Origin of the sequence: Janthinobacterium sp. PSPC1-1 (assembly GCF_049897625.1) — a bacterium.
In the GTDB taxonomy this organism is placed as follows: domain Bacteria; phylum Pseudomonadota; class Gammaproteobacteria; order Burkholderiales; family Burkholderiaceae_D; genus Janthinobacterium; species Janthinobacterium tructae.
Genome location: NZ_JAFCWP010000001.1, coordinates 1,568,005 through 1,584,211 on the forward strand (window position 1 = coordinate 1,568,005; position 16,207 = coordinate 1,584,211).

Genomic DNA, 16,207 nt, shown 5'->3' on the forward strand with positions numbered 1-16,207 from the left:
GGTGAGGCTGGCCCCTGTTGTTGCTAACTTACTCCAGCTCCAACGCCTTCGCCACATCCCCCCACGCCACATACTTGAAGTTCTGAGGCCCATCGGGCAGGCGCTTGTAGCCGTCCTGGATCACCAGCATGCCTTGCGCATACGCGCCACCCAGGTTGGCGGAGGTGACTTCCAGGCCATCCGTTTCCGATGTGCCGTCTATGCCGGCGGGCAAGTTGAATCCCACCTTGAAGCGGCCGCGTACTTTATACGGCGCTTGCGCGTCGAGCACCACGTAGCTGCTGTCGCCCTGGCTGGAGACGATCAGGTAGCCAGTGTCAGCCTTGCCACCCGGCTTGCGGTAGATGGCCATGCCTTCCACGTCGGCCGTCAGGTTCGCGCCCACGGGCAAGACCATGGTGAGGGCATCGGGCTTGGCGGCGTCGGCCGAGGTGGTCCAGATGCCGCGCGTTTCCTCGCCCAGGAAGAGGCGGGCGTTGGCGTCGTCGGCCACGCAGCCTTCCGGTTGCGTGGCAACCTTGAAGCTGCGCAAGAGGGTGGCGCTGAACTGGTTGCCGCTCAGACCGATGCTGTATTGCTGGATAGTGCCATCCTTGTCGTTGATGAACGCTTGCACGCCGCCGCTGGCCGGTTGGTACAAGCACATGCCGTAGATGCTTTTCAGTCCGGTAGGAAAACGGCCCGCTTCCGCCACCTCGCCGCTGGCATTGATGGTGAACAGCATCATGCTGTTGTCGTCGCGCTGGGTGGCCACGGCCAGGTCGACCTTGCTGCCGCCCAACTGGATGTTCTGGCGCACGTCGACGTTGTTCAAACGGCCCACTTCCAGCAGCTGCGTCTGCTTGCCTTGCAGGTCGTAGACGAGCAGTCCCTGCTTCTTGTTGGTGCCGAGGATGCGCGCGTTGGCAGGATCGCTGGCCAGCCAGATGGCCGGGTCGTCGGCCGCGTCGCCCTGGCGCGCCATCGGCGCCGTCTGCGCCTGCGGGGCGATGATGGCTACCGCAGGCTGCGTTTCCGCCTTACCATTCCATTTCAAGGGGCGCGCTTGCCAGCCGTTCTTGCCGCGCAGCAGTAGCGACCCCTTGTCCAGCGTCAGCTGGCTGTCGCCTTTGCGTACGTTCAAGGCCACCGCTTGGGCTGGCTGCGCCGTCCATTTGCCGGTTTCATGCGCAAACAGGTGCAGCTTTTCCGCCTTGCCGTCGAGCACGGCCACGCCACCGGGCAGCACGGCCAGCGCACCGGCGCCGCCGTCCAGCTGGCCGTACGGCTTGCGTAGCGCCACCACTTCGCGCTTGCCCATGCCCTCCGAATCGGCGTCATACGCCCACACGCCCATGTTGGACTCGCTCACCAGCAGGCGCTGCGCGCCATCGTCGACCCGGCAATGCTTCGCGTGCGGCGGCAAAGCCAGTTTGCGCACCAGGCTGCGCTGTTCTCCCTGCATCACCCACTGTTCCGCTTGCCCATCCTTGCCGATCAAGAACAGATGATCGAGTTGCTGCGCGTCGCGGTACAAACACGATGCTTCCACGGAAAACGTCGGCACGGGAAACGGTGCCAGCTTGACCAGCTTGCCGGCTTGCACATCGACGGAGACGGGCAGCGGGCGCTGCGTGTCCGCTTCCAGGAACACGGCCAGCACTTGATTGCCGTCAAGGCGCGTGTCGAGCTGCTTGGCGCGCACGGCGATGCGGTCCTGTTCCTGGCCGGCTGCATTGAACAGACGCAAGCCGTGCTTGTCCAAAGTCAGCCAGCCGCCGCCGGGCAGGCGGGTCAGTTCTTCCGCTTCCTGCGTGAAGGAAGGTAAGGCGTTGGCGGGGGCGGCCTGCACGATGCCGCTGAGGCAAGCCAGCAAAGCGCTGCAGAGTACGGTTTTTTTCATGTTATTGGGGATCATCATCAGAAGGCGCTGGCTTTCAGGCTCACTTTGAAAGTGCGGCCATATTGTTCGTTCTGCACGTTGTATTGCTTCGTGCCCTGGTAGACATAGTATTTCTCGTTGTTCAGGTTCGCCGCTTCAAAGACCACCTGGAACTGCTTGTTGATCTGGTAGGACAGCGAGAAATCGAGCTGCTTCTGGCTGTCGACGATGTGGTCCTGGCTTTGATCGAGGATGTCGCCGCCCATTTCCAGCAGGTACGGCGACTTGTAGTTGAGCGCCAGGCGGGCGCTCACCGGCCCCGTTTCATAGCCCAACATCAAGTTCATGACCTGGTTCGACTGGCCCGGCAGGCGGATGTCGCGGTTCATCTGCTGCTTGCTGGCCTTGTCGTAGCGGCCGATTTGCGCGCTCGAGGTGCTCAGGGTGCCATTCACGCCGACGAGAAACTTGTTGAACGGCGCCGGCAGCATGCGCAGCGGCTGCATGTAGGCCAGTTCGATGCCTTTCACCTTGGCCGCGTCGCCGTTCGCATACGAGGTGGCCGAGGTGTAATTGGCCCACTGACCCGTGCCGGCCAGGTTCGTCGTGTAGGTAAAATTCTTGATGTCCTTGTAGAAACCGTAGGCCGACATTACGCCGTCGTTGCCCAGCACTCTTTCGATGCCCAGGTCCAGGTTGTTGGCTTTCAGCGGTTTCAAGTCCGGGTTGCCGATCACGGCTTCCGTGTTGCTGGCCAGGCTGATGCCGGGTGCCAGTTGGCTGAAGTTGGCGCGCACCACGGCTTGCGTCCAGGCGGCCCGCACGCTGGTCTTTTGATCGACGTCATAACGGGCTTGCAGGTTCGGCAGCCAGTTGGTGTACGAGCGTTCGCGCGTCAATGCCGTGGCCAACCCGGCGCTGTCCACTTGCGAGCCGGCCGCTTCAAAGCTGGTGCGTTCAGCGCGCACGCCGCCGAGGATGTGCCAGGCGTCGAAGTCGTAGCTGTTTTGCACATACATGGCGTTGATGTCTTCATGCATGCGGTAATCGTTGATGATGGACTCGGTGGCCAGGCGCGCCTTGTCGCGGTCGAGGCCGGCCACTCGGGCGCGGATGAGAAGCGGGTCCAGCGCCACGCCGATGTTGCCCAAGTCGTAGTCGAGCGTGTGGCCCTGCACGAAGTTGCTCATCGAGGTCGAGCCGGCGCCCCAGTAATTGCCGCTGCTGGCCTTGCTGCTGTTATACGCCCATTGATCCGTGTCATTGGTCTTTTCGCGGCGGCTGAGCTTGGCGCCGAATTTCAGGGTGGCGATATCGAACTTGCGCGCCAGGTCGATGCGCGCGTGGTGTTCATTGTCCTTCGAGTAGCGCTTTTGCAGGGTGATGGCGTTCAGCGCATAGCTGGCCGGATCGTACAGCGAGGCGGGGCCGCTCAATGTCGGCTCCTGCGTATCCGTGAAACTGATGCCGGCAAAATTGCTGGTGCCGCGGAAACGACCGTCGTTCAAGGACTCCGGCGTGTCTTCCGTGGCGCGGCTCATGCCGCCTTTCACGTCCAGGGTCCAGTCGCCCGATTTCTGCTGCGTGCCCAGGACCAGCGAGCGCACTTGCTGCGTGTACTTGCGCTGGCGGATGCGGCGCTCGGCGCGCGCGCCGGCCGTCTGGCCTTCGGCCAGGCTGCCGCCCGCGATATTGCTGATGGTCAGGCGGTCGCGCACTTCATCGTCGGAAAATTCGCTCACAAAAGAGCGCAAAAACCAGCTGTTGCCCGCTTCCGGGCGGTAGTCGAGGTTGATGGCCAGCGCGCCGCGCTTGCGCACGGGCAGGTAGTCGCGCAACTCCAGGCCAGACAATTTACCCTTGCTCCAGGCGCCGCCCGTTTCCACGTCATCGGAGCCGAACGAGCGCTTTTCCACGCTCAGGCCGGCAGCCACGCCCAGCTTGCCATCGAGGAAGCGCTGGGCCCACAGGGCGCCGCCGCTGGGGCTGGTCTTGCCCGTCTTTTCATCATGGCTGGCGCCCACGTTGGCCGACAGCAGCTTGCCCGGCAAGTCGAAGGCGGACAGCGATTTGACTTCGATGGTGGCGCCCAGCGAATTGGCGTCCATTTCCGGAAGTAAAGTCTTCGAGACTTCCAGGGTACGGATCAGGCCGGCAGGCAGGATGTCGAGCGCCACGGCGCGGCGGCCCGCTTCCGGCGACGGTACCAGCGCGCCGTTGATGGTCACCGCATTCAAGTCCGGCCCCAGGCCACGCACCGTGATGTAGCGGCCTTCGCCCTGGTCGCGCTGCACGGACACGCCCGGCAAGCGGGCCAGCGCCTCGGCCGCGTTTTTATCGGGCAAGCCGCCGATATCGTCGCTACTGATGACGCTGATGATGTTGTCGGCTTTCTCTTGCGCGGCGATGGCGTTGCGCAGGCTGGCGCGCTGGCCGCTGACGACGACGGTGGCGGCCGCCTGGCCATCGTCCTGTGCCTGCGCTTGCGCTTGGCTTGGACCGCTGAAGACGGCCATGATGGCCAGGGACAGGGCCGTCAGGCGCAGCGGGGAGGGGAAGGAAGTGTGCATGGTTTTCATGAAGAGCTCGGTTAGGGGTAGGGAACCGGGCGGATTCTAGGCAGCAAATATGACGGTTGCGTGACAGGGGCGGGCTTGCCACCTTGAAAACAAGGGCTGATGGACGCTTTCCGGCCGAAAAGGAAACGTGGTGAGCTGAAATGACCTGCCAGCGCAGGGCGCATGGGAAGCGGCTTGCCGGATTTGCATCAGCTGCTCTGCTCATGTTGAGCCGTTTGCACCTGCCGCACGGGCGCAGCGTATGTCATCGTGCCGTCATGGGCGGGCGCTATCGTGGCGGCAGCACCACTTTTAAAGGTTCCCCACATGCTGCCGTTGCACCGTAACAGCCTGATTGCCGCCGCGCTGGCATTGCCCCTGTTCTTTTTCCTGTACGCCATACTAGGCCACGTTAAACCGTTTGCCATCTGGAAGTGGATGGATATCGTCTGCGAAGGCGGCACGGCCGTCATGGCGGGCATCTGGTTCTTGTTTACTCTCAGCAGCCGTCCACGGGGACGGGTGACGAGCCTGATCGCCGGCGGCCTGTGCGCCATCATGCTGGGGTCCTGGGCCGATTGCCTCGATGAATTCTTTGCCGTCGATAAGAGTGCCGTGTGGGACAACTGGCTGGAAGCCCTGATTCCGTTTGGCATGCTGGTGCTGACCATCGGCATGTATTACTGGCGCCAGGAACAGTTCCGCCTGAACGAGCACCTGCAAAAGCGCGAACGCCTGTTCCGCGACCACCGCGCCTTCGACCGCATCACGCAGCTGGCCGACGCCAGCTATCTGCGCACGCAGATGCGCCTGGAACAGGAACGCCGGCCCGGCCTCGATTGCGCGCTGGTCTTGCTCGATATCGACAGTTTTCACCTGATTAACCGCGAATACGGCCACCGCGAAGGCGACCGCGTGCTGCAAGCCGTGGGCCATATGCTGCTGCTGAACTTGCGTAATGACGATTTGCTGTGCCGCTATGCGGGCGACCGCTTTGCCGTGCTGATGCCGGGCGTGTCGCGCGAGGATGCGGCCGTGAAGGCGCGCCACCTGTGCGCCATGGTGGGGCAGATGCGGCACCACGCCAATGACAACCGCGAAATCCGTTTGAGCCTGCGGCATGCCTGCTCGCTTACCGATGGCGTGCCGGAAGTGGTGCTGGCCGAGCTGAGCCGTGCCGTGGAAATGCCGCGCTCCGGTGCCGGGATCAGTTCCGTCGCACCTGCCTGATGCTGCTGAACCAGCAAGCCGACCCCAGCATCGCGGCCCATCACCAGCCGGCGCTGGTACTCGACTACGCGCGCAGCCGCGAGCTGGCTGTGGCGCCGCTGCTCAAGGGCACGGGCCTCGACGGCGGTGCGCTGCCGTGTGCGGAAAGCCAGGTCAGCGCCGCCCAGTACCTGCAATTGCTGGCCAATGTGGCGCGCGGCCTGGACAGTGCCGACACCAGCTTCATGCTGGGCCAGCAAATGCTGCCCGGCCATTACGGCGCGGCCAGCCATGCCTTGCTGCAGGCGCAGAATCTGCGCCAGGCCCTGAGCATTCTGTGCGGCTTGCATACCTTGCTGTGTCCGCTGCTGCAACCGCGTTTGCGCGAGGCGGGCGAGCTGCACGTGCTGTACTGGGTCGATGCGTTCGGCGCGCCCAGCCAGCTGCCTTTTTTGGTGGAAATGCACATGACGGCGCTGGCGGCCATGTGCCGCTGGCTGGCCGGCGAGGCGTTGCCGTGGCGCTTCTGCTTTAACCGCGCGCGGCCCCGTCATGTGGAGCAGCATGAAGTGCACCTGGGCCAGGCGCTGCGTTTCGATTGCCAGGTCGATGCCATGCTTATCGATTCCAGCTGGCTGGATAAACCCTGGCCGCGCGGCAATGCCACTGCGGCCGCGCTGGCCTTGCGCGCGGCGGCCCTGGCGCCCGTGCCGGCGGCGAGCCTGCTCGGCGCGCTGTACGACTACCTGCTGGCCAATATCCGCTGTGCGCCCACGCTGGAACGCACGGCGCAGGAGTTTGGCGTCAGTCCCGCCACCCTGAAACGCCACCTGGCGCGCCATGGCACGCATTTCCAGGCCGAGCTGGACCAGGTGCGCGCGCACAAGGCCATCTACCTGTTCCAGGCGCATGGCTACGACAACGATGCCGTGGCCGCCTACCTCGGCTTTCATGATGCCACCAACTTTCGCCGCTCGTTCAAGCGCTGGACGGGGCAAACGCCACAGCTGTTGCGTCATGCACTGGCCCTGTTTGTTGCTGGATGAGAACGCCGATCAAAACCTACTGCGCGTCGTGACTTACGGCCTGCGATGCTCACTGTGCTACAGCACAGTTGCGCTTCTCGGCCGCAATTCACTTCCGCTCGCTACGGTTTTGATGGGCGTCGCCCATTCCCTGTGGCGCGCGCGGGTTTTGTTGGGCGTTGCGCGCCAGCGCCACGGACAGTCGTACCAGAGGGAACAATTGCCCGTTCTGCTACATCCATAGTACACTCGACCAGAGAGCGAACAGACGCGCTTTGAGGCGCTCCGGTACGGCGGCGACGACCGTTGTGCCGTGCCTTAACCCAGCCTGGAAACTGGCGCGCCCAGCGTGGTGCGCCGGAAGCCGGGCAACTTGATAATGCTTAATCGTGTATTCACAATCGCAGATCGATCCAGTCGTCAGTTTCCGTAACACCCAGGGTGAGGCGGTGCGCGGCACGATTTTCAACTTGCAGCGCAATTCGCTGGTCATGGAAATCTACAATCCCTACTCGATTGTGCAGGTCAGCGAGGTGCTCAATGACCTGACGGTGCGTATGGGGGCGAAGAACGCCTATGTGGGCAAGGCCGTCGTCATCAGCAGCGTCAACACGGGCCTGACCGCCATCGTTTCCGTCACCCTGATCGACGAGTGGCGCGAGCTGAGCGACGTGGTGGTAGTCAAGGGCGCCGTGGCGAAAGAGTCCAGCGCCTTTGTCGCCGGCTGGGGCGAGCGCTTCCGCATCCGCCGCGACTACCAGATCGTCGTCAACGAAATGCGCGCCTTTTTGTCGGAGGTGGCGCGCTGGGTCGAGCAGGTCGACTTGTCGGACTCGCTGCCGAAGGAAAACGGCCGCTTGCGCGCCGACATCTTCGACGAGCTGGCCTTGCCGCTGATGGAGCAAACCCAGCTGTACTTGCGCCAGCTCGAGGTGGAAGCCTCGCTGGTCGAGGAAGAACGGGCGCCGGCCCACCGGGCCTTTGCCCAGACGGCGCTGCACCCGCTGATCCTGCGCGCGCCGTTCGTCTTCCGCACGTTTACCAAACCGCTCGGCTATGCGGGCGATTACCAGATGGTCAATCAGCTGCTCGACGATCCGCGCCAGGGTCCGAGTACCTACTTCCAGATCGTCAATGCAGCCTTCTTGCAGGCGGCTGTCGCCACGGCGCACCGCAACCGCATCGATATCCTGACGGAGTTTTTGGCGCACAAGGCGGCCGAGGCGCGTGTTGCCGGGCACGTCTACAAGGTGCTCAATGTGGGCTGCGGCCCGGCCATCGAGGTGCAGCGTTTCCTGGAAACGTGCCCGGATGCGCAGTGGCTGGCGTTCGAGCTGGTCGACTTCAGCAGCGAGACCCTGGACTGGACGCGCGCGCGCCTGACCACCATCATGCAGCGTACGGGAAGAGTAGCGGAAATCGATTACGTACACGACTCCGTGCACAACCTGCTCAAGCGCCGCCATGGCTCGGGTATCACGGGCTTGCCTGGCAGTTTCGACGCCGTGTATTGCGCCGGCCTGTTCGACTACCTGTCCGACAAGGTCTGCGCGCGCCTGCTGCTGCATTTCGCCTCGCGCGTGCGGCCGGGCGGCCGTTTGCTCGTCACCAATGTGCACGCGAACAATCCGGGCAAGTTCGGCATGGAGCATTTGCTGGAGTGGCATCTGATCTATCGTAATGAAGCGGGCCTGTCGGCCTTGCTGCCTGAACATGCGACGGAGCCGAAAATCTATGTCGACGCCACAGGCGTGAATGTGTTTGCGGAAGTGAGCATTCCTTGATGGATACTCCAGGCCTGCACGCCGGCTACACGGCCGTTTTGCGCGACTTTCGCCTGGAATTCAGCCGCGGCGGGGCTTACACGGGCATCGTGCTGATCCTGCTTGGCATGGGCCTCGATTCGGCCCTGTATCCGGACAAGCAGTCGGCTTTCACCAGTGCGCGCATTCTCGTGTCCGTGCTGATTTTTTGCGTCGTGCTGGCCATGCGTACGCGCTGGGCGCAAGACCGCATCCAGGGGCTGACCTTCGTCTGGCTGATCCTGCCGCAAATCATGATCGCCTGGATGATCGCCGTCACGGAAGGCGCCACCTCGATCTATTATGTGGGCATGACCCTGGCCATCTATTCCTCGGGCATCGTGCTGGCCTTCGGCCTGTGGCAAAACATGGTCTTCGGCGCCATCTCCTGCCTGCTGTACGTGGCCGCTTGCACCTGGCATGCGGGCGGCTTCGATTTGCCGGCCACGTTTGTCGTCAACTGCCTGTTCCTCATCATGTCGGCCAGCATCAGCGCCGTCTTCACCTATTTCAATGAGCGCGCCCGCTTCATGCTGTTCCAGCTGAAGGCGGAAGTGGCGCAAAAGAACACGCAGCTGGAAGAAACGAATAAAAGCCTGGCCGATATCAAGGGGCAGATGCTGCAACAGGAGAAAATGGCCGCCATCGGCACCCTGGCCGCCGGCATGCTGCATGAAGTCAACAACCCCGTGAATTTCTGCATGATGGCCATCGAGGTGGCCATCGAAGACCCGGCCGCCAAGCAAAGCGCGCTGGTGAGCGAATGTCTGGCCGACGCCAAGGAGGGCATGCTGCGCGTGCAGCACATCGTGTCCGACTTGAAGACCTTTGCCTACCGCAAGAGCGGCAACCAGCTGGAAACGGGACACTTCCAGTTCCGCAGCGCGCTCGACGCGGCCATCCGCCTGGTGGGGCATGAAACGAAGAATGTCAGCATCAGCCACGACCTGCCGGTCGACACCCTGGTGCGCGGCGACGAGGCGGCCATCGTGGGCGTGCTGATCAATTTGCTGGGCAATGCCGTGCTGTCCATGCGCAAGGGCAATGCGCCGCCGTTCGAGATCCGCATCACGGCCCGCTGGGACGAGAACCGCCTGCGCATCAGCGTGCGCGACAACGGCCCCGGCATCGCCCCGGAAAACCTGGCGCGCGTGTTCGAACCGTTCTTCACCACGCGCGAAGTGGGGCAGGGGCTGGGCCTGGGCCTGAGCATCAGCTATGGCGTGATCGAGCGCCACGGCGGCACCCTCTCCGCCGAAAGCGAACTGGGCGAGTGGGCCAGCATGAATTTCGACTTGCAGCGCTCCGACTGGGAGGGGCGTTAATGGACAACGATAGCCGCGCCAGCGTGCTGTATGTGGACGACGAAGCGCTTGCCTGCAAGTACTTCGAGCGCGCCATCGGTGCGCGCTACCGCGTGCTGACGGCGCACAGCGTCGATGCGGCGCTGGCCATGCTGAAAGATGAGGCCGCCAACATCGATGTGCTCGTTACCGATTACCGCATGCCGGATCGCCTGGGCAGCGAGCTGCTGCAGGAAGTGGCGCAGCGCTACCCGCACATCGTCTGCATGCTGGTGACGGCGTATGCGGACAAGGACGTGCTGCTGGAACTGATCAATGGCGGCTCGCTGTTCCGCCTGCTGGAAAAGCCGCTCGACCTGGCCGCCATGCAAACGGCGCTGCAGCTGGCAGTGCAGACGGGACGCGAGCGCGCCGCGCGCCGCCAGGGCCTGGTGGCGATGGAGGAATCGCTGGCCTTTCTGGCGCACGAATTGAACACGCCGCTGGCGGCCATCGCCAATTTTGCGCGCGGCATCGCGCGGCGCGCGCAGGCGGACGCCGCAGCACAGGCCGAGATCGGCGAAGCGGCCGCCTTGATGCACGACAATGCACGCTATTGTTTGTCCGTGCTGGCCAGCTTTGTCGACACGGTGCGCCTGGCCAGCGCCGGGCCGGGCATGCAGGGCGGACGCAGCGCCGGCAGCGCGCGCCAGCTGCTGGCTGCCTTGCTCGACAGCTATCCCTTGAGCACGGCCCAGCGCGCCGCCATCACGCTCGAGCAGGGCGAGGATTTCGCCATTGCCGAGTCGCCCAATTGCGTCGCGCTGATTTTATCGTCCGTGCTGGCGAATGCCCTGCGTTCGGCCGGCGAGCAAGACCATCCTGCGATCGGCATCCGCATCGATGCGGGCCGTATCACGGTGCGCGACAATGGCGCCGGCATCGCCCCCGAGATTGTTGCGCAGCTGTTGCTTGATCCCGTCGGCGCCAGCGGTGACGAAGGCAAGGGCTGGGGCATGGTGTTTTGCCACCGCATGATGCAATCGTTCGGCGGCAACCTCGATATCGCTACCGAATTTGGCAGTGCCACCACGGTAACCCTGAATTTTCCAGTACATATAAGGAACGAGCATGATTGACGCCAATCTGCGTTTGCCGGCTCAGCGTGAGCCGGCGCAAGGCTTGCCGACGATACTCTATGTCGATGATGAGGCCAACGCCCTCAAATATTTCCAGCGCGCCATCGCGCCGCTGGCCAACGTGCTGACGGCCACCTCGGTCGAGGAGGGCAAGCGCATCCTCGACGCGCAGGCCGAGCGCATCGCCGTGCTGGTGTCGGACCAGCGCATGCCGGGTGCCTATGGCAACGAATTGCTGTCCTATGCCTGGGACCGCTATCCGCACATCGTGCGCATTTTGACCACCGCGTATTCCGAGCTGGAGCACACGGTGGAGGCCGTCAACCAGGGGCAGATCCACCGCTACATCCAGAAGCCGTGGGATATCGCGGCGCTGCGCATGGAACTCAAGCAGGCTTTGGAACTGGCGCGGCTGCGCAATGAACACGCCCAGCTGCTGCGCGAAAAACTGATGGTGCGCCAGCGGCAAGCCGTCGCCAACCGCATCGGCACCCTGTACGCCCTGTGCGCCAGCCTGGCTGGTCCGGAACAGCAGCTGCCCGTGGAAGCGTATCTGTCGGCGGCCCTGACGGCCGGCGTCACGCCACCCGAGCCGGACTGGCTGCTGATGGATTATGCCGACCTGGTCAGTTCGGAAGCCTTCCGCGGCACCGCCTTTGCCGCCGCCGTGCGCCAGCAGCTCGACACGCTCGAGCGCGAGCACCCGGGGCGCGGCGTGGAGCAAGCGATCGACATGCTGCTGCCCGTGTTTGGCGCGGCGCTGCAAAACCAGGGCGGCACGGCTCTGTTCCTCGATGGACGCCTGCTGACGGAATTCCTGGAAACGCCGACCACCACGCCCGTCTCGTCCATCCACGCATTCTGGCTGGCCAGCTTGCTGTGGCTGGCGCGGCGCGGCTGGTCCTTGCAGCTGAGCAAGACGGAACAAGGCTTGCAAGGCAAGGTAGTGCAGGCTGAACCGGCGCTCACGCCGGACCACCTGGCGGCCTGGATCGAGCAGTTCTGACGGGGCCCGCAAGGGGAAGCGCCATAGAAAACAGGGCCGCGCGGGCCCTGTTTCTGCTTGCTGCGAACAGAGCTTAGCGCTCTGACGCCGCCTTCAGGTTGTTCAAGCCTTTTTCAAAATCCTTGCCGATCATCCTGTCCATGCTGACAAACACCGTCATGACCTTGCTGACGTAAGGGCTGGGACCCGTCATGGTCCAGTTTACCTTGGTGCCGTCGCCCTCGGGTGTCATGGTAAACGTGGTGGTGTTATGGCTTTCGAACGGTTTCAGGAAGTCCAGCTTGATGACGGTGCGCTCGGGCTGGGCCGCTTCCGTGATTTCCATGCGGCCGGCGCCCACCTTGTCATTGCCTTGCCACGCATATTGCGCGCCCAGGCCATTGGCCGGGCCCGCAAAGGTGCGGCGCATGGCCGGATCGAGTTTTTCCCACGGCGACCAGGCGGCCCAGTAATGGAAGTCCGTGATCAGGCCGGCGATTTTCTCGGGCGGGGCCTTGATGGTGATTTCGCGCTGGACACTGAAGGTGTCGGGCTTGGTGGTGGCATAGCCGAGGATGGCGGCGACGACGACGACGATCAGCAGCAGGGTTTTTTTGATCATATGCTCTCCAGATCTTGAATGGTCGATGCGAACGAATCAAGGCAATCTTAGCAGATATGAATGGCTGTGCGCAGCCGCTTGGCCTTTATTTGCGCCAGCTCTGCGCAGGACCGCCTGCACGCTCGTTCGCCGCCGCGCGCACCCGCGCACGCCAGGTGTGTGCCGGTTTGTGGTGAGGGCCGGCGTCCGCTAGAATGCTGGCCTGCAACGATTTCACTTAGGGAAATATGATTCAACGATCGATCGCCAGGCTGACCCTGGCGTGCGGCTTGCTGGCGTCCGCCTTTGCCGCGAACCTGGCGCATGCCGATGCCTGTCCCGCCCATTACGTCGATGGCCGCAAGCCGGAAATCACCAACCCCAAGCTGGATGTGGCGACCAAAGAGCTGTGCTACAACGTGTTTGGCGTGATGCACTCGGGGATCACCCGTACGCCCCTGTGGTCGGCCGAGCACTTGACGGCGAACAACCTGGAAGCGGCGCAGGACTTGTCGCGCGAAAACTCCTTCCACGCCGAACGCAAGCTGCCCGCCACCCAGCGCGCGGAACTGGCCGATTATGCGCGCAGCGGCTTCGACCGTGGCCACATGGCGCCGAACGGCGACATGCCGGACCGCCAGAGCCAGCGCGACAGCTTTACCCTGGCCAATATGGTGCCGCAGGATGCGCGCAACAACCGCTATGTGTGGGCCGGCATCGAAGGCGCCGTGCGCAAGATGGCGAAGAAGGAGGGCGATTTGTACGTGATTACGGGGCCGGCTTTTATTGGCGGTAACTTGCGCAAGGTGGGGCGCGTGATCGTGCCCAGCCACCTGTACAAGGCCGTGTACAGCCCGCGCCAGCGCGCCGGTGCCGCCTACTTTATCGAAAACGTCGATACCAAGGCGTATGAAATGCTGAGCATTGCGCAACTGGAAGACAGGATAGGCATCGATCTGTTACCGTCGCTGACGCGGCAGCAAAAGCTGCGCATGCTGAGTTTGCCCAAGATCAATAGCAAGTCCAAAAAATAAGACCATTGAAAGGAAATTCCATGTGCGCAAAGAAATTCGTCCCGTATGCCAATGAAAGCGATGTGCTGGAAATCGGCAATCTGAGCATCGAAAACCGCATCGACCGCATCAGCATCAGCGGCGATATCGACCTGACCCTGGACAAGCCGGGCCTGGCCCTGGCGAAACAGCTGCAAAAACTGCTGGGCGACGTGGTGGCGCAGCTGGAAAAGCAGGAACTGCCCGACCAGTTGCCGCCGCCCGAGGTGACGTCGGTGGCCAATCCCTTCGAGTAACGTTGGGGCCAGCACCTATTTTGCCGGGCTGGCGGCGCGATAGTAGCCCTTCCGGCTGATCTCTTCCGGCGCATTCGCAACTTCATACGCGGTCAGGGCGATGGCGATGGCAGAGTACTGCTGCGCCGCGCTGAAAGGCAGCACGTTGTCATACGTGTCCAGTACCGTGTGATGCACGCGCGCATAGTCGAAATCACCGAGCACGGTAAATTTCGGCGTCGGCACGCCATGCAGGCTGAAGACGGCGTCATCGCTGCCGGCCCGCGCATTCATCGCCTTGCTGGCATCGCGCGGCACATCGTTGATGGTTGTGGCGAAGCCGAACACGGGGTGGATGTCTTGCAGGGCCAGTTCGACGCGGCCAAACACGCTCTTCCAGGCCGTGGGAATCGCGATGCCGTCGATGGCGCCGGGCCGGCCGTCGCGGTTGAGCATCATGACGATATTCTTCAATTCACCTGCATGCCGCTCGGCGAACGCGAACGAACCCTTGCGGCCGATTTCTTCCGCGCCGAAGGCCACCAGCATGATGCTGCGGCGCGGCCTGGCATTGGACTTGGCCAGCAGGCGCATCGCTTCCAGCATGCTGGCCACGCCGCCGCCATTGTCGGCCGCGCCCGTGCCGCCATCGTAGCTGTCGAGGTGGGCGCCGATCAGCACGATTTCTTCCGGCTTTTCCGTGCCGGGAATGCGGGCGACGACGTTGTGATACGTCACCGGGCCCGGATAGAACCAGTTGCGGATGTCAAATTCCAGGGTGACCGCTTCACCGCGCGCCAGGCGCTGGCGGATGTCGGCGTAGTGTGGCGCGGCCAGCTTGATGTCGGGCAAGGTCGGCAGGGTCGCCCAGGTAGCGGGCGCCGCGCTGGCGGCATACAAGGGTTCTTCGCCAGACTGGATGGTGCCGAGGGCGCCGGCCTGCATCAGCAGCCGGGTGATGGCCCTAGGCTTGTGGATGGTCTTGCCATCGCGCCCGCCACCGCCGCTTTCACCACTCGTCAGCACCCATTTTCCCTTGAATTGCGCAGCGCGCTGCTGCGCCTCTTCCAGGGTGGCCGGCCCCATAATTGCCCGGCCCTGCTGCACGCCACGCGTGCCGGCCGTGTAGGCGGGCGTCGCCATGCGCAGAGGCAGCTCCTGGGGCGCCAGCATCTTGCCCGACCAGGGGCCCCGGTTGAAGCCGACGGGCATGTCACCGGCTTCTTCCAATTCGGCCTGCACGCCCCATTGCCGCAGTTGCATGCGCGCCCATTGCGCCGCATGCGTGTAGGCGTCGCTGCCTGCCATGCGGCCCCCGAAGCGGTTGCTCAGGATGTCGAGCCAGTCCATGGCGCGCGGCTCGCTGGTGCCCAGCGCCACGATCCGGCGCGCCGTGGCGTCGCCAGATGGTGATGGCGTGGCCTCGATGCTGGCATCCCTGCCGGACAGCGTAGCCAGGAAGGCGGGCAGCCTGTCTTGCTGGCGCGCCGCCAGCGCCGCGTCCAGTTTTGCGGAACGGTTCAGCTTATCCTGGTGCAGCAGTGTTTCATAGGCGCGCAGCACGCCCTGCATGCCCGCCAGGTCGCGGTCCCCTTGCTGCCGGGCTTGTTCCGGGTGGTCGATCTGGAAGGCCATCACGCTGGCCAGGTACTGGAAGCGCAGCGCCTCGCGCGTGGCCGGCGTGGGGGCGGTGCTCAGCCAGTCATCGGGCATGCTGGCGTCGAACGTGAGGTCGGGAATGGCATCGATCCATGCGCTGAGCCAGGCGCCATCGCGCTGCTGCAGCGCCAGAGGATCGTGCTGCGCCGCTTGCGCCATCTGCACCACGCGCGCGCGTTCGGCCGGCGTCGACGGGCCGCGCGCGGTGGCGCTTGCCGCAGTTCCCGGCAGCGCGGCCTGCAGCACCGGCGGCACATAACGTTCCCTGAGCCGCGTTCCCGTCACCGGCTTGGGTTCGTTCTCATCGGTTTCGACCAGGCGTTCGCCGCTCAGCACGTTGCCTTTGGCTTGCAAGGTCCAGCGGATCGTCACGTCGGTGCTCACATCCTTGCCGCTTCTCCCCGTGCTGACGCGCTTGCCGCCGTGCCGGAAGACGGTGCCGGCCGGGCTGGCCATGCCATGCACCGTGCGCGGCGGCGTGAGCTGGCCCCGTTCGTCGAGCCACGCGATCGTTGCGCGCATGCCGCCTTGCTCTTCGGTGATGTCGAGTATGCCCGTGTCGATCAGGTCGACTTCGACGCCATTCGTCGTGGTCGTGCCCGTCGCCGTCTGGAATTGCCACTGTCCGGCGAGGGCCGGCACTTGCGCGTACAGGGCGCCAGGCAGGGTAGCGGCGGCGAGGACGCACGTGGCGTAAAGGTGGGGAGGGAACAGCTGCATGGTTATCCTTGTCATGGTTTTCACTCGGGAAGAGTCGAAAAACAGTATGCAGATAACCAGATTGCCAAGTTGCTACT

The 16,207-nt window shown here is 63.7% G+C and carries 12 protein-coding genes; 8 read left to right on the forward strand and 4 right to left on the reverse strand.

What is annotated here, in order from left to right; all coding sequences use genetic code 11:
- Positions 1-28 precede the first annotated feature (28 nt).
- Both ACP7EG_RS06980 and ACP7EG_RS06985 read right to left on the reverse strand, forming a co-directional pair.
- Positions 29-1,882, reverse strand: coding sequence for a phytase (locus ACP7EG_RS06980; RefSeq protein WP_426087030.1), 1,854 nt, complete (start codon positions 1,880-1,882; stop codon positions 29-31).
- Between the two features lie 17 nt (positions 1,883-1,899).
- Positions 1,900-4,440: a TonB-dependent receptor gene (locus ACP7EG_RS06985; protein ID WP_426087031.1), complete on the reverse strand. Its 2,541-nt coding sequence runs from the start codon at positions 4,438-4,440 to the stop codon at positions 1,900-1,902.
- A gap of 306 nt (positions 4,441-4,746) precedes the next feature.
- On the opposite strand from ACP7EG_RS06985, the gene ACP7EG_RS06990 reads away from it, so the two are divergent.
- The 6 genes from ACP7EG_RS06990 (at position 4,747) to ACP7EG_RS07015 (ending at position 11,883) form a co-directional block, all read left to right on the forward strand.
- Entirely contained in the window at positions 4,747-5,649 is a 903-nt protein-coding gene (locus ACP7EG_RS06990; RefSeq protein WP_426087032.1) for a GGDEF domain-containing protein, read from the forward strand.
- Complete coding sequence (locus ACP7EG_RS06995; protein ID WP_426087033.1) at positions 5,649-6,674, forward strand: AraC family transcriptional regulator ligand-binding domain-containing protein; 1,026 nt, start codon at positions 5,649-5,651, stop codon at positions 6,672-6,674. Before ACP7EG_RS06990 ends, ACP7EG_RS06995 begins: the two co-directional genes overlap by 1 nt.
- Before the next feature lie 368 nt (positions 6,675-7,042).
- A complete protein-coding gene (locus ACP7EG_RS07000; RefSeq protein ID WP_096235609.1) occupies positions 7,043-8,437 on the forward strand; it encodes a class I SAM-dependent methyltransferase in 1,395 nt (464 codons plus the stop codon).
- The gene (locus tag ACP7EG_RS07005) at positions 8,437-9,780 is read left to right on the forward strand and encodes a sensor histidine kinase (RefSeq protein WP_426087034.1); all 1,344 of its coding nucleotides are present in this window, start codon (positions 8,437-8,439) and stop codon (positions 9,778-9,780) included. Before ACP7EG_RS07000 ends, ACP7EG_RS07005 begins: the two co-directional genes overlap by 1 nt.
- On the forward strand, positions 9,780-10,877 hold the full coding sequence (locus tag ACP7EG_RS07010) for a hybrid sensor histidine kinase/response regulator (RefSeq protein WP_426087035.1): 1,098 nt from the start codon (positions 9,780-9,782) through the stop codon (positions 10,875-10,877). Before ACP7EG_RS07005 ends, ACP7EG_RS07010 begins: the two co-directional genes overlap by 1 nt.
- Positions 10,870-11,883 (forward strand): response regulator, encoded by a 1,014-nt coding sequence (locus ACP7EG_RS07015; protein WP_426087036.1) that lies wholly within the window; start codon positions 10,870-10,872, stop codon positions 11,881-11,883. The genes ACP7EG_RS07010 and ACP7EG_RS07015 overlap by 8 nt, the downstream gene beginning before the upstream one ends.
- A gap of 73 nt (positions 11,884-11,956) precedes the next feature.
- Here the strand turns inward: ACP7EG_RS07015 and ACP7EG_RS07020 are convergent, their stop codons facing one another.
- Positions 11,957-12,484 carry an SRPBCC family protein gene (locus ACP7EG_RS07020; RefSeq protein ID WP_071077181.1) on the reverse strand — a complete coding sequence of 176 codons (528 nt, stop codon included), beginning with the start codon at positions 12,482-12,484 and terminating at the stop codon, positions 11,957-11,959.
- A gap of 227 nt (positions 12,485-12,711) precedes the next feature.
- On the opposite strand from ACP7EG_RS07020, the gene ACP7EG_RS07025 reads away from it, so the two are divergent.
- Both ACP7EG_RS07025 and ACP7EG_RS07030 read left to right on the forward strand, forming a co-directional pair.
- The gene (locus tag ACP7EG_RS07025; RefSeq protein WP_426087037.1) at positions 12,712-13,497 is read left to right on the forward strand and encodes a DNA/RNA non-specific endonuclease; all 786 of its coding nucleotides are present in this window, start codon (positions 12,712-12,714) and stop codon (positions 13,495-13,497) included.
- A 20-nt stretch (positions 13,498-13,517) separates the two neighbouring features.
- Positions 13,518-13,772: a hypothetical protein gene (locus ACP7EG_RS07030; RefSeq protein WP_426087038.1), complete on the forward strand. Its 255-nt coding sequence runs from the start codon at positions 13,518-13,520 to the stop codon at positions 13,770-13,772.
- Positions 13,773-13,787: 15 nt separating this feature from the next.
- Here ACP7EG_RS07030 and ACP7EG_RS07035 read toward each other — a convergent pair whose 3' ends face one another.
- Positions 13,788-16,130: a M28 family metallopeptidase gene (locus ACP7EG_RS07035; RefSeq protein ID WP_426087039.1), complete on the reverse strand. Its 2,343-nt coding sequence runs from the start codon at positions 16,128-16,130 to the stop codon at positions 13,788-13,790.
- Positions 16,131-16,207 lie beyond the last annotated feature (77 nt).